The following is a 13,167-nucleotide window of genomic DNA, read 5'->3' on the forward strand; positions in this document are numbered from 1 at the left end:
GGCGACGATTGTGTCGCTCACGTTTTCTTCCCGGGCGGTTGGATTTCCGCTCCGAGCGGCTTGGCGATTGGCCAGAATAGATCAGCCCACAGCCGCCGCGTCGGATGTCCTAGCGATCGCCAACTCGCGCAACTTGCTTTTGAGTATCTTGCCGGTGGAGGCTGATGGCAGAGCCTCGAGGATCATCACCTCCGTCGGACGCTTGTACGACGTGAGTTGTTGAGCCGCATAAGACTTCAAGTCCTCGGCGCTCACCTGTGCGCCGGGAAGAAGCTGCACGAACGCGACGACCTCCTCGTTGCCGTCCACCGATCGCCCGACAACGGCCGATTGCACGACTTGATCGTGCGAGTTCAAGACTGCCTCCACCTCGGCGGGATAGACGTTGAAGCCGGAACGGATGATCAGTTCCTTGGTCCGGCCAGCGATATAGAGATGGCCCTCGCCATTCACCCGAGCGAGATCTCCGGTGTTGAACCAGCCTTCGCGATCGATCGCCGCGGCCGTCAGCTCCGGAGCCCGATAGTAGCCAAGCATCACATTTGGCCCCCGGACATGCAATTCGCCGACGTCGCCGGTCGCGACCTCCTGACCCTGCATGCCTACGATCCGATGCTCGATCCCGGGCAGGAAGGGGCCGACCGACTCGTCTGCGACAGGATGCTCCGATCGCACGCCAGATAGGCCCGGCGAACATTCGGTGATGCCATAGTTGTTCAAGAGTGGAATTCCAAACTCGTCCTCGATCCGCTTCTTGAGATCGAGGTCAAGGGGAGCGCCGGCGACGGACATGACCCGCAACCTGCCCCGTTCGAGCCGCTGGAGACCCTTGACCGCCTTGTACTCGAGCAGACGCTGATATGTGGCGGGTACGCCGAACAGGCTCGTAATGCCCTCGTTGGCTATGGCATGCGCCAGCGCGGCGGGATCGGCCTTGGCCACGACGTGCAGAGTGCTGCCATGCATCAACGTTGCAATCAGCAGAACCGAATAGCCGACGATGTGGGACATCGGCAGTACGCCATAGATGCGGTCGGCCGGACCGCTCTTGCGCAGCAGCCCCGAAACCCTTCCGGTGAAGAGAAGGTTGCGATGGCTCAACATCACGCCCTTTGGAGCACCGGTCGTGCCCGATGTATAAAGCAGACCCGCAACCTGCCGCGCACCATCCTTCTCGACGGGCTCCGCTTGCGCATCGGCATTGAGAGGACCGATGCCAATTCCACCAAACGGCCCCACGGCGCGGATCGCGGCGCCGACGCGGGTGGCGTGATCGGCGGCTTCCTTCGAGACTGCCGCGTTGAACAGCACGCGCCTCGCGCCGCTGTGCGTTGCGATCTGATCGATTTCCCGGGCCGACAGGCGGGGATTGACCGGGATGCCCCACGCATCGAGCTTGCTGGTCGCGAATAGCATCGCTCCCAGAGCCACGCTGTTCTCGCTCGCAATCATCACGCGATCGCCGGCCCTGATCCCGAGATCGGCGAAATCCTTCGTCACAGCGTCGACAGCGTGGGAAAACTGCCGGTAGCTCCACGAACGCCCGCCTTCCAGAAAGGCCGGCTGATCCGGAACGTCCCGCACGAATGGCGCGTAGACCTCGTGCACCCTGGACGGCAGGCCGTCCAGCAATTCGGACGCAGCGATAGCTTCAACGCTCCTCATGCCGTCCTCCCCTGCCTTGTTTTCGAGAGTGCCGCGTCGCCCCTTCAAACGGGAAGGTTCGCCACATCACCTCCATCGGCAAGCCAAATAAACCGTTCTAAAATAGAACTGTCAAGTTCGACGAGCCGCACGTTGCCATAAATGCTCGCCACGTGGATCAGAACACATAATTCCGATTTGGAATTACCTCGACCATTTCGAGTGACTCAAAACTCGCCTGCCAAGCACATTGCGCGTTGGCACGCACAGTCGTTGCGTTCCCCGCTCGAAATTCATTGGCGCGGCTACCAGCGCGGAGGCCTTCTTTGAGCTCGCAGGTCCGAGATGCTTCAGTTGGGTCCCGGCACGCGTGCGGCCGTCCAGGCAACTCGACTCTTCGGGTATCCAAGGACGCGGCAATGAAATGAGATTGCAGCGCACCAAATTCCGCCTGCCCAAGCAAGCCGAAACCCGGACCAGGCCGCCGGCAACGGTCGCTCCCGATCCTCGCGGCCTTGATGCGAGTCCGACGGCGATTCAAAGCCTTGAAGCGCGAACTGAATGACGTGGCGCAAAGGCGCTCACGGAGGTACTAGGACATCCGGAACGCAACAGCATCGTTGCGCGTGGGGCCATCGCCACATCGCCTGTCGCTGTCGAAGACGGCATCACGCCCCTGGAAACGCCCTACGCGCAGAACCAACTTCAGCGAAGCTGGTTCGCCGCAACAGCGTGTTCGTTCCATTCAGGGCGAACTCCTGGTACGTCGGGAACGGCAGGCAACCCGTTCTCGATCCGCTTCGACCCGCGAATCACGTCCTCAAGCATCACTCTCCGTCACAAGGAGCATGCGTCTGGGTGATGATCGTCGAGCGCATGGTGCAACTGGGGCACGCCTTCAACTGAACTTCCATATCGCTTGCCCCAGGTCCGAAGCGACAGCAGGACGGGCCCGAGGCTCTGGCCGAAAGCAGAAATTTCATACTCAACCTTCGGAGGGCTTTGCGGATAGACATGGCGCACGATCACGCCATCCGCTTCCAGTTCGCGCAGCTGAAGCGTCAGCATCCTCTGCGTGGCGTTGGGGATGGCTCGCGACAGTTCCATGAACCGCTTCTTGCCCGCAAAGAGATGAAACAAAATCAGTGGCTTCCACATGCCACCGATGACGGACAGCGTCACTCCGACGGCACATCCGCTTTTCGCGTCAAATCTCTTTGGGCGCATCGAGACCTCCATAGATGACCGCGACTGCCGCGACATGTGCACTCTGAATGCAGGCAGGATACGACACCGCGTCCGCAAGGCTGACGTCCACTGCGTGACCTTTCGATCGTGCCGCTCCCATGACGCCCTTTGGGGCAACTGTCGATACCATCGAGGAGCGATTGTCCCGATCGTTCTCCTCTTAAATATCACATGACGATTACAATACAACAGATGCGACGGCTTCCCTGCAGGGTGGGTTGTCGGCGACGACTCGCACGAGAGCGACCGGACGAACGGGCCCTGGCAACGGGCTGCCTGCCCGCGCCTAGGGACATTAAGTCGCCAAATCAGGCCTATTGTGTCAAATCGGCCAAGCCCGGCTCCCGCTCCGGCGAGCGTCGCGTACGTCCATAAATGATAGTATGAGCTTTAATTGTGCCTTCTTGCAGAAAAACACGCGCGCCCCTAACTCCCGCCTCAACCCAACACCGACCGGGGATATGGCGATGGCGTTCAAGGCACTGCTGGCAGCAAAGACAGATGGCACGATGACGACCAGCGTGGTCGACATGACCGAAGGCGAACTCATGCCCGGCGACGTTACGATCGCCGTTGATTACTCGACCGTGAACTACAAGGATGCGATGGCCCTTAGCGGGCGCACGGAGATCATTCGCCAGTTTCCCCTCATTCCCGGCATCGATCTCGCTGGAACAGTGGAGCAATCCTCTTATCCCGGCATCGCCGTCGGCGACCGCGTCGTCGCCAACAGCTGGGGGTTAAGTCAGACCCATCACGGCGGATATGCTCAGAAGGCGCGGCTCAAAGGCGAGTGGCTGGTCAAGATTCCAAGTCCGTTTTCGACCAAAGACGCCATGGCGATCGGTACGGCCGGTTACACCGCGATGCTGTCGGTGCTCGCCCTCGAACATGGCGGCATTACTCCGCAGCGTGGCGACATTCTCGTCACCGGCGCCAATGGCGGCGTCGGCTCGATTGCGATCGCGCTGCTCTCCGATCTCGGCTATCGCGTCGTTGCATCGACTGGACGCCTCGCGGAAGCCGATTATCTGCGAAGTCTCGGCGCGGCCGATGTCATCGATCGACGCACACTTTCGGAGCCAGGAGCGCCGATTGCACGCGAGCGTTGGGCTGGCGCCGTCGACTCCGTCGGCAGCCATACGCTGGTCAACACGCTGGCGCAGACGCAATACCGCGGCGTAGTGACCGCCTGCGGCTTGGCCCAGGGCGCCGATCTTCCGGGAACAGTTCTGCCGTTCATCCTGCGGAACGTCACGCTTGCTGGCATCGATTCGGTCAATGCGCCGCAGGAGGCGCGCATCGAGGCATGGTCGTGTTTGGCCCGCGATCTGGATTTGAACAAGCTCGCCCGAACGGTACACGTGGTCGGCCTTGCAGAGGTCCCTGATGTGGCGCGGCAGATCTTCGCAGGAACGGTCCAGGGCCGTACCGTCGTCGACGTGAATGCGTAGCTAAGCCGCGACAGGCAAGCCGGGCGGCGCTGATCCGGGTCATCGACCTTAGGACGCGCCGTCGAGGCGCGTCATGTGCTCAACGGATACAAGTGTGACGGCCCAAACGGCTGAATAGCGATTTCGGTCCGACGCCTGTCGTGGCCCTGACGCTGTTCTCAATCGCGACAGTTGCATGTTCGATCCCGTCAGATTCGACCATGGCTACGTCGGCGCTGCAAGCTCACGTCACCACTTTTCGACCCAAGGTCGGAGCACGACCTCGAACGCCCACGTCGACCGATGCTGACGATGCAGTTGCAGATAGGTCTTTGCGATATGGTCAGGGTGGGCCATGTTGTCGTCGATAGTTGTTCCCGCCAACCGGTGCGCGCGGGTCCCGTCCTCCTGCGTCCAGCCGATCGCGGCGTCGATCGGCACATTCGCGATATGGATACCCTGCGGCATCAGCTCTCTTGCCATGCTCTGCGCGAGACCGGACTTGGCGTGACATGCCATCGCGAAGGCGCCACTCGAAGGGAAGCCTTTGAGCGCCGCGCTGGCGTTCGTGAAGATGATCGTTCCTCTTGCGCCATTGGCGTCGGGCTCGTTTCCAAGCATGAGGCGAGCGGCCTGTTGACCGACCAGGAACGCGCTGAATGCCGAATTTCGAAGAGTTTCAAGCGCCATGTCCGGATCGGCTTCGATAACCTTCTTGCCAAAGATGCCGGCAACCCGACCATCGATGTTGTGCACGACAAGCCTCGGCGTCCCGACATCTCCAACGACATTCGAGAACAGCTGTGCCACGGCTGCCGGTTGGCTTGCGTCGCAGGCGTAGCGACGCACGCCATGCGTCTTCTCGAGAGCTTCAAGGACCGCTTTTTCAGGGTTTCTGGCTGCGACGCAGACGCGCATGCCGTTTTTAGCGAACAGCCTGGCGCAACTCGAGCTGATGCCGGGCCCACCGCCGACAATGAGTGCGGCGTCCTGCATAGTCGTTTCAACACCGCGGTCGGTATGAGTCATGTTGCTCCCTCGGGTACTTCGATGATGGCGCGCCTGCTGGCATCACCTTCCAACTCCATCCTGTCAGGGGATCGTCGCTACTCGTCCAGGAACTGGATGGCGTGCTTCAGAAACCTGTCGGGATACTGGAATTGCGCCCCGTGACCGGCATCGGGGTAGACGATCAACTGAGCATTCGGAATGTTCTGCACCATATGCCAGGAGTTGATCGTGGCGATCATGATGTCGTTGACGCCGTTGACGACCAGGGTCGGCTGGGTGATTTCGGTGAGATGGGCGAACGGCTTTTCCGGATCGAGCGGCGCAACGAAGGCGGTGTTCGCGGCGATCTGCGCCTGCATGAACTCCGGCGAACTCGGCGGATCCTGGTCCTTGCGCTGGTGGCGACGTTCCCAGAAGTCGCGACCGGCCTGCTTCGCCGCCTCGGAGGGACCAAAGAACAGAAACAGGAAGTCGTCGACCGTCGGCAACGGCCGGGGTGCGACTTCGAAAATCTTCGGATCGGGATCGGGACGGCCGCCGCGCGGCTGGGTGCCAAGCAACATCAGCCTGCGGACGAGGTCCGGATGACGTCGTGTCAGATCCTGCGCGACCATTCCTCCGAGCGAGAACCCCACGACGTCGACCCTGGAAATGCCGAGCGCCTGGATCACCTTTGCCGCGTCATCAGCCATGTCCTCGATGCGGGTGCGCGGCGCACCTGTTGACGATGCACAGCCGCGGTAGTCGTACAGAATGACCTCGCGGCCAGCCGCCAGCCCGTCTGTCATGAGCGGATCCCAATGATCCATGCCACCACGAAAATGCTGCAGGAAGAACAGCGGAGGCTGTCCAGAAGCCGCGTTGCCCCAGCGACGATAGGCGAAGCGATCGCCGTCCACTTCGATGCTGCGGGTCGGTGCCGTGAGATGTGTGTCTGCCATGATGTGCTCCTTATGATGGGAGGCAATGCTCCACGCCCACCAAGCCGATCGCCCCGACGACCATCGAGGCTGGCGGGCGAGCAATGGGGCCGCGCTTAGGCGGCCCCAACAGCGTCAGGCGCGGTCCGCTTCAGCCAAGGTCGGATAGTCGGTGTAGCCCGCCGAGCCGCCCCCGTAGAGCGTCGCCGGATTGAGGTTTGCCAGCGGCGCGCCGATCTTCAGGCGCTGGACGAGGTCCGGGTTGGCGATGAACGGCCTTCCGAAGGCAAACAGATCCGCCAGTCCTTCCCGCAGCCGCGTCGTCGCCAGGTCGACATTGTAGCCGTTGTTGGCGATATACGTGTTCTTGAACTTGTCCCGCAGCGCCTTGAAGTCGAATGGTGCAACGTCGCGCGCCCCGCCGGTCGCGCCTTCGACGACATGGAGGTAGGCGATACCGAGCTCATCGAGCTTCGTGACGATGTAGTCGAACTGTGCCTGTGGATCGGTTGCGGACACGCCGTTGGCAGGCGACACCGGCGAAATCCGAACCCCGGTCCGGCTCGCTCCAACTTCGTCGACGACGGCAGCCGTCACCTCGAGCATGAGCCTGGCACGATTCTCGATCGATCCGCCATATGCATCGGTACGTGTGTTGACCCCGTCCTTGGCGAATTGGTCGAGCAAGTACCCGTTGGCGCCGTGAACCTCGACACCATCGAATCCGGCAGCAATCGCATTGGCGGCGCCGCGACGGAAATCCGCGATGATGCCGGGGATCTCGCCGAGTTCGAGCGCCCGAGGTTCCGAGACGTCGACAAAGGTGTTGTTCACGAAGGTCTTGGTCTGCGCCCTGATGGCAGACGGCGCCACCGGAGGCTGGCCCCCCGGCTGCAGGTCGACATGCGACACCCGACCCACGTGCCAGAGCTGCAGGAAGATGCGTCCGCCCTTGTCGTGAACGGCACCGGTCACCCTTCGCCAGCCGTCGATCTGTGCCTGCGTGTAGATGCCGGGCGTGTCCTGATAGCCCTGTCCTTGCTCCGAGACCTGGGTCGCTTCCGAGATGATCAGGCCCGCCGAGGCGCGCTGCGCATAGTATTGCGCAGCGAGATCGCCCGGCACAAACCCGACGCCTGCTCTGTTGCGCGTCAACGGCGCCATGACGATCCGGTTGGACAGTGTAAGAGAGCCGAGGACATACGGCTCAAAGAGCGTCTTGCTAGTCATCTGTCACCTATATCCTGGAGTTTGAGGACTTGTCAGTTGGACGTTCAGATCCCGCCTTGCGCTCCGGGATCGTCCATATATGCCGACGAGCGCACAAAGGCGGCAGCGGCCGCGTGCGACCACCGGCGATCGATTCGAGCTACGCCTTCCGGCGATTTCAAAAACGATGAGCTGAGTGCTTGTGCCGCAATCGCACCAATATCATTCAGGACGCCTCGTGATAGCGGGCAGCGGCGTATTGTTGCCGCATACCCGGAAGCATTGCTTGCCGAGTCGCCTGATAGGCATCCCACTGCCCGGCGTCGTGGAGTGGCGGGATCGTCACGGGCTCACGTCGATCGAAGCCAACCAGCGCAGCGTCGACCAGCTCTCCCGCGTCCATCACCACAGGAAGCGTATTGACGTCGACACCGGCACGATCCCAGATTTCGGTCCGTGTCGCAGCAGGCAGCACCGCCTGGACATAGACGCCCTTGGGACCGAGCTCGAGGCTGAGTCCCTGGGACAGAAACGTCACGAACGCCTTGGTCGCGCCATACACCGACATGCCGAACTCCGGCGCGAGCCCAACCACGGAAGAAATGTTGACGATCGCGCCTTCGCCAGCCTCGACGAACCGCGGCGCCACCGCGCTGGCGAGGCGAACGACGGCGGTGGTGTTGAGAGCGACAAGACGTCCGACATCGTCGGCTGCCTGCGCGACAAAGGTCCCGCCCAGGGCTGCGCCAGCATTGTTGACGAGGACACCAATGCGGCGGTCGTCACGCAGTCGCGTTTCCACCATTGCGAGCTCCGCCGGGTTGGTGAGATCGGCCTGCAGAACGTCGATGGCAACACCCGTCTCGGCGCGGAGCCGGGCAGCAAGCGTCTCCATTCGCGCCTTGTCGCGGGCGACGAGCACGAGATCGTGGCCGCGGCGAGCGAAGCGGTCTGCATAGGTCGCTCCGATGCCCGAGGACGCACCGGTGATGAGAACGACGGGATTTTCAGCCATGATGACTCTCTATGGGAGCCCATACGGGCGTTGCGATTTCGATGAGGCCGCAGAAGGCTCTAGCCTGCTACGGTGATGACGACCTTGCCCTTGGCGCGCCCGGTCTCGACGTAAGCGAGCGCATCACCGGTCCTGTCGAACGGGAAGACCTTGTCCACGACCGGGCGGATCACGCCGGATTCGATCAGGGATGTGATTTCGCTCAGTTGCTGCCCCTGCGCATGCATGAACAGGAACGTGAAGCGCACACCGAGGCTCTTGGCCTTCTTCCGCACGCCTCGGCTCAACAGGCGCATCAACAGTTTCAGGAATGGGTTCAAGCCCAGTTGCTTGGCGAATTCCGGGTCGGGCGGCCCCGAGATCGAGACGAGAAGACCGCCTGGCTTCAACACACGCAGGGATTTCTCGAGCTCCTTGGCGCCCTGGCTGTGCAGGACCAGATCGTAGCCCGACAGACTCTTCTCGAAATCCTGCGTCTTGTAGTCGACGACCACGTCCGCGCCGAGACCTTTGACCAGCTCGACATTTTTCGTGCTTGTCGTCGTTGCAACGAACGCGCCGAGATGCTTGGCGAGTTGGATGGCAAAAGTCCCCACGCCGCCGGAGCCGGCCTGGATGAAGACCTTCTGCCCGGGCTTCAGCCTGCCGACCTCTACCAACGCCTGCCAGGCGGTCAGCCCCACCAGCGGGATGGAGGCGGCCTCCTGCATGCCGATGTTCTTCGGCTTCAGCGCCACGTCCGCTTCATTGATGGCAATGGATTCTGCGAATGTTCCGATCCGATGATCGCGCGGTCGAGAGTAGACCTCGTCGCCCACCTTGAACAACCGCACCCGAGGGCCAACCCTGACGACGACCCCGGCCACATCGTGGCCCAGAATGAAAGGCGGACGATACGGAAGGATGAGCTTGAATTCTCCATCCCGGACCTTGGAGTCGATGAGGTTGACACCCGTTGCATGGACCCGAACCAGGACATCATCGTCCCGCAACTCCGGCTCCGGCAAATTGGCCAGGCGCAGGGCGCCCTTCTTTTTGTACTTGTCGACAACGAAGGCCTTCATGGTGTCTCTCCAATCGAGGTAGCGTCGGGGCGTCAGGCGTCGAGGAAGGATAGGGCCTTGGGCACGAAATCGGCGTGGTACTGGAAGATCCCGCCATGGCCGGCATCCTCATAGATGATGAGTTGTGCGCCCGGGATACGTCGTGCCATGTCGATGCTGTTGGCGGACGGCACCATGATGTCGTTGTCGCCATTCGCGATCAGGACCGGAATGCGGAGACTGCCGAGATTCTGAGGCGCCTGCTGGCCCCAACTCCTGATCGCCTTGAGTTGCCGCAAGAAGGCTTCCGGTGTCGGTCCTTTGTCGCGACCTGCCTTGCGCTCCTTCAGCCGCTTCAGAAATTCCCGTGCAGCCCGGCGACCGTTCACGGTGGACGTGAAGAACAGGTAAAACTTTGGGTCTCGCAGTGTCAGCAAGCCCTTGATCATCAACGGCCATGACACCGGCCCCACCTTGTCGATCCCTACGCCGCCCGCCGGGCCGGTGCCGGTCAGAATGAGTTTTCGCACGAGGTCCGGCGCTTTCAGCGCGATATCCTGCGCGACAAATCCGCCGAGGGAAAAACCGAACAGATCAACCTTCTCGAAGCCCAGCGCGCGGATCAAGGCAATCGCATCCCGCGCCATTTCATCGATGGTGACACGCGCGGTTCCGCCCGATGCGCCGACCCCCCGGTAGTTGGTCGCGATGACGCGACGCTTGCTGGCGAGGCCGTCGACGATCCGCGGATCGAAATTGTCCAGAACCGCGCCCCAATGATTGAGAAGAATGACCGGTACGCCGCCGCGGGGGCCGATATCGCGGTAGACGAAGCTGGTCCCCCCGACATTGACGGAGAGAGTAGGCGCATCGATGTAGCGTCCCCCCTGCCCGCTGTTGGCAATCGTACTCGTCATGGCTTTCTCCATTGTCCGGCTCGGACCGAAAATCCCATGATGGAAGAGATATTCAGCCGGATGACCCGACCCTCTTTTTGCGCGCCAGTGCACAGGTCGATCACCCCAATCCGAATTGCTTGCGCACGATCTTGTCGAACAGAGACCGAGGAAGAAATCGGCGTGCGAATGCAATCTGTCGCCCGTCCTTGCCGGAGGCGTAACGCAGGCGCGGAGCCTTATCGAGCGCTGCGAGCACGATGGTCTCGGCCACGCTTTCAGCGGTGCCCGCAATCGCCATCGCGCGCTCGAACGCGACAAGATACTTCGCCCGGCTCGCGGCGTAGGCGTCGACCGTCCCGTCGGCGTTCACGGTGCTGGATTCGAACGAGGTCCGAGTGGCGGCCGGCTCGATGACGGCGACACGCACACCAAACTCGCGGACCTCGTGATCCAGCGATTCCGAATACCCCTCGAGCGCATGCTTGGTCGCCGAGTAGTAGGCCATGTAGGGCATGGGAGCGAGGCCACCCGCGGAACCGACATTGAGAATCCGTCCGGCACGTTGCTCTCGCATGATCGGCAGCACCGCATTGGTCACCCGCACGGTGCCGTGGAAATTGGTCTCGAACAACGAACGGACCTGTGCGATCGAGCTCTCTTCCGCTGCGCCGGTGAGTCCGACCCCGGCGTTGTTGACCAGCAGATCGATTTGCCCGAGTTCGGCATGCGCCTGAGCTACGGCTTCGGCAACGGATTCATCCGACGTCACATCGCACGCAATCATCTGCGTCCCGTCGCGGACCGAGCCAGAAGCGGCGCGCCGACTGGTTCCAATCACCCGGTAGCCGGCATTCGCCAGAGCGACAGCAGCAGCCCTGCCGATGCCACCCGACGCGCCGGTGACAAACGCGGTCTTTTGGCGCGGATGCGCGTTCGAATTTGGCATTATTATACCTCTTTTGCGTGAGGCGCTGAGCAAGCGTGACGCACGTTCATATTTTTGATGACGTCCATCATCTAATATGATAGATGATGATCGTCATCAATAATGTCAAGCGAAATTTTTGCGAATCTGAGAACGCTCGGCCCTAGCTCGGACCAACAGATGCAGGTCTGGTCCTGCGGCCAACGGAGTGAGCAGAACATGAGGGTGTCGCGCGAAAAGGCGGCGCAGAACCGCGAGCAGATCATCGAGACTGCCGCGCGCCTGCTGCGTCAGCGTGGTTTCGACGGGATCGGCGTTGCCGACATCATGAAAGCAGCCGGCCTGACTCACGGCGGCTTTTATCGCAACTTCGCGTCGAAGGATGATCTGGCCGTCAAAGCCGGCGAACGCGTGATCGCGGAAACGATGGCGTTGCTGAAAGCTGGACTGGCCGAACAGCCTCCGGATCCGCTTCGCGCACTCGTCGAACGTTATGTGTCAACGGCCCATCGCGATAATCCGGGTTCCGGCTGCATCCTGCCGGCGTTGGCCGCGGACGCTGCGCGGAGCGACGATCCCGCTCTTCGCGCCGTCTTCACCAAGGCAATTCAATTGTATCTCGACCAGATTGCGAAACTGTCGTCCGCCTCCCCGCGATGCACCGGCGGTCGACATCCCGCAGCTATCCTCTCGGAGATGGTTGGAGCCGTCATGTTGTCTCGGGTGATTGCAGATGCCCCCTTGGCGGAAGCGCTGATGGCTGCCGTGGTTGCGGATATCGCCGGACCATCACCGGAAAAGAAATCGGCCGAGCAGTGACCCAACGCGGCAGCAGAGAGGCAGAGGCATTGCTGTCTTCTCGTCACAGGCATTCCGGACTGCCGGCCCCGCCCGGTCGGAGCGCGCTCTGCCTGGAGTTCGCTGTTACCGGGATTGGAGCGCTGCAAGGCAACCTTGCAGTCATCTCATCTGTAGCTTGGGACACGTTTCTCGATGAAGGCGCGCACCGCTTCGGTGTGCTCGTCGGTACTCGCCGCGAGGACCATCTTTTCAGCCTCCTGATCCAATGACGTCAAAAGATCCGCAGATAGCGCCAGGTCGAGATTGTCCTTGATGAACGCATAGGCGCTCGCCGGACCGTTCGCCAACGTCTTGGCGATCGCAAATGCCTCGCTTTGCAGTTCGGAATCAGGCACCACACGATTCACCAGCCCCAACGCTTCGCAGCGCCGAGCATCGATCCGTTCGGACAAGAACATCAGCTCGCGGGCACGCGCCGTTCCGGCCAACCGGGTCAGCAGCCACGAAATGCCGTAATCGCCCGGCAGCGCGATTTTGGCGTAGCCGGTCGTCATGATGGCGGATTCGGCCGCGATGCGCATGTCGCACGCAAGTGCGATCGCAAGTCCGGCGCCGGCCGCCGGCCCCGGCAAGGCAGCAATGGTGGGTTTGCGTACCGAGACGAGCACACCGGTCAAGGTCCGCTGACGTTCCCTTAGTCGCGCAACCTTGTCGTCGAACGACATGGCCGGCGCAACGGAGCTGGCGCCCATCCCCTTGATATCGCCTCCGGCACAGAAAGCAGCGCCGGCGCCCGTAATCATCAGCGCTCCGACCTCGGGATCGTCGCCACAGCGCCTGATCATCAGCCGCAACGCCGGTGTGAGATGGTCGGACAGCGCATTTCGTGCCTGCGGTCGGTTCAAGGTGATCACTGCGACGCGATCCCGAATCGTACACAGCAGTTCGTCCGTCTCCGTATCGATCGCGATCGACTCATCAGTCATGCTCTTGACCTTCCAAGTTCTGCGTCCGGTGAA

Annotated in this window: 12 protein-coding genes; 2 read left to right on the forward strand and 10 right to left on the reverse strand. The window is 61.7% G+C overall.

Going from position 1 to position 13,167, the window contains the following annotated elements; translation table 11 throughout:
* Positions 1-81: 81 nt before the first annotated feature.
* Positions 82-1,665 (reverse strand): class I adenylate-forming enzyme family protein, encoded by a 1,584-nt coding sequence (locus QQL87_RS25525; RefSeq protein WP_284421717.1) that lies wholly within the window; start codon positions 1,663-1,665, stop codon positions 82-84.
* An 816-nt stretch (positions 1,666-2,481) separates the two neighbouring features.
* Entirely contained in the window at positions 2,482-2,826 is a 345-nt protein-coding gene (locus QQL87_RS25530; protein WP_284421718.1) for a winged helix-turn-helix transcriptional regulator, read from the reverse strand.
* Between the two features lie 533 nt (positions 2,827-3,359).
* Between QQL87_RS25530 and acuI the strand changes: the two genes are divergently transcribed.
* Positions 3,360-4,346, forward strand: coding sequence for an acrylyl-CoA reductase (NADPH) (acuI, locus tag QQL87_RS25535; protein WP_284421719.1), 987 nt, complete (start codon positions 3,360-3,362; stop codon positions 4,344-4,346).
* A gap of 228 nt (positions 4,347-4,574) precedes the next feature.
* On the opposite strand, the gene QQL87_RS25540 is transcribed toward acuI, so the two are convergent.
* From QQL87_RS25540 to QQL87_RS25570, 7 genes are all read right to left on the reverse strand, one after another.
* Complete coding sequence (locus QQL87_RS25540) at positions 4,575-5,354, reverse strand: SDR family oxidoreductase (protein ID WP_284421720.1); 780 nt, start codon at positions 5,352-5,354, stop codon at positions 4,575-4,577.
* A gap of 77 nt (positions 5,355-5,431) precedes the next feature.
* Positions 5,432-6,277: an alpha/beta fold hydrolase gene (locus QQL87_RS25545; protein ID WP_284421721.1), complete on the reverse strand. Its 846-nt coding sequence runs from the start codon at positions 6,275-6,277 to the stop codon at positions 5,432-5,434.
* Positions 6,278-6,391: 114 nt separating this feature from the next.
* On the reverse strand, positions 6,392-7,486 hold the full coding sequence (locus QQL87_RS25550; protein WP_284421722.1) for an alkene reductase: 1,095 nt from the start codon (positions 7,484-7,486) through the stop codon (positions 6,392-6,394).
* A gap of 205 nt (positions 7,487-7,691) precedes the next feature.
* Positions 7,692-8,480 carry an SDR family NAD(P)-dependent oxidoreductase gene (locus QQL87_RS25555; protein ID WP_284421723.1) on the reverse strand — a complete coding sequence of 263 codons (789 nt, stop codon included), beginning with the start codon at positions 8,478-8,480 and terminating at the stop codon, positions 7,692-7,694.
* 59 nt (positions 8,481-8,539) lie between these two features.
* Positions 8,540-9,544 carry an NADP-dependent oxidoreductase gene (locus QQL87_RS25560; RefSeq protein WP_284421724.1) on the reverse strand — a complete coding sequence of 335 codons (1,005 nt, stop codon included), beginning with the start codon at positions 9,542-9,544 and terminating at the stop codon, positions 8,540-8,542.
* A gap of 32 nt (positions 9,545-9,576) precedes the next feature.
* On the reverse strand, positions 9,577-10,440 hold the full coding sequence (locus QQL87_RS25565; RefSeq protein ID WP_284421725.1) for an alpha/beta fold hydrolase: 864 nt from the start codon (positions 10,438-10,440) through the stop codon (positions 9,577-9,579).
* Between the two features lie 100 nt (positions 10,441-10,540).
* The gene (locus QQL87_RS25570) at positions 10,541-11,368 is read right to left on the reverse strand and encodes an oxidoreductase (protein WP_284421726.1); all 828 of its coding nucleotides are present in this window, start codon (positions 11,366-11,368) and stop codon (positions 10,541-10,543) included.
* Between the two features lie 159 nt (positions 11,369-11,527).
* Here QQL87_RS25570 and QQL87_RS25575 point away from each other — a divergent pair, with 159 nt between their 5' ends.
* Positions 11,528-12,166: a TetR/AcrR family transcriptional regulator gene (locus tag QQL87_RS25575; protein ID WP_284421727.1), complete on the forward strand. Its 639-nt coding sequence runs from the start codon at positions 11,528-11,530 to the stop codon at positions 12,164-12,166.
* A 146-nt stretch (positions 12,167-12,312) separates the two neighbouring features.
* On the opposite strand, the gene QQL87_RS25580 is transcribed toward QQL87_RS25575, so the two are convergent.
* A complete protein-coding gene (locus tag QQL87_RS25580) occupies positions 12,313-13,134 on the reverse strand; it encodes an enoyl-CoA hydratase-related protein (RefSeq protein ID WP_284421728.1) in 822 nt (273 codons plus the stop codon).
* Positions 13,135-13,167: the final 33 nt, after the last annotated feature.

The organism is Bradyrhizobium sp. SSBR45G, from assembly GCF_030159255.1.
Taxonomy (GTDB): domain Bacteria; phylum Pseudomonadota; class Alphaproteobacteria; order Rhizobiales; family Xanthobacteraceae; genus Bradyrhizobium.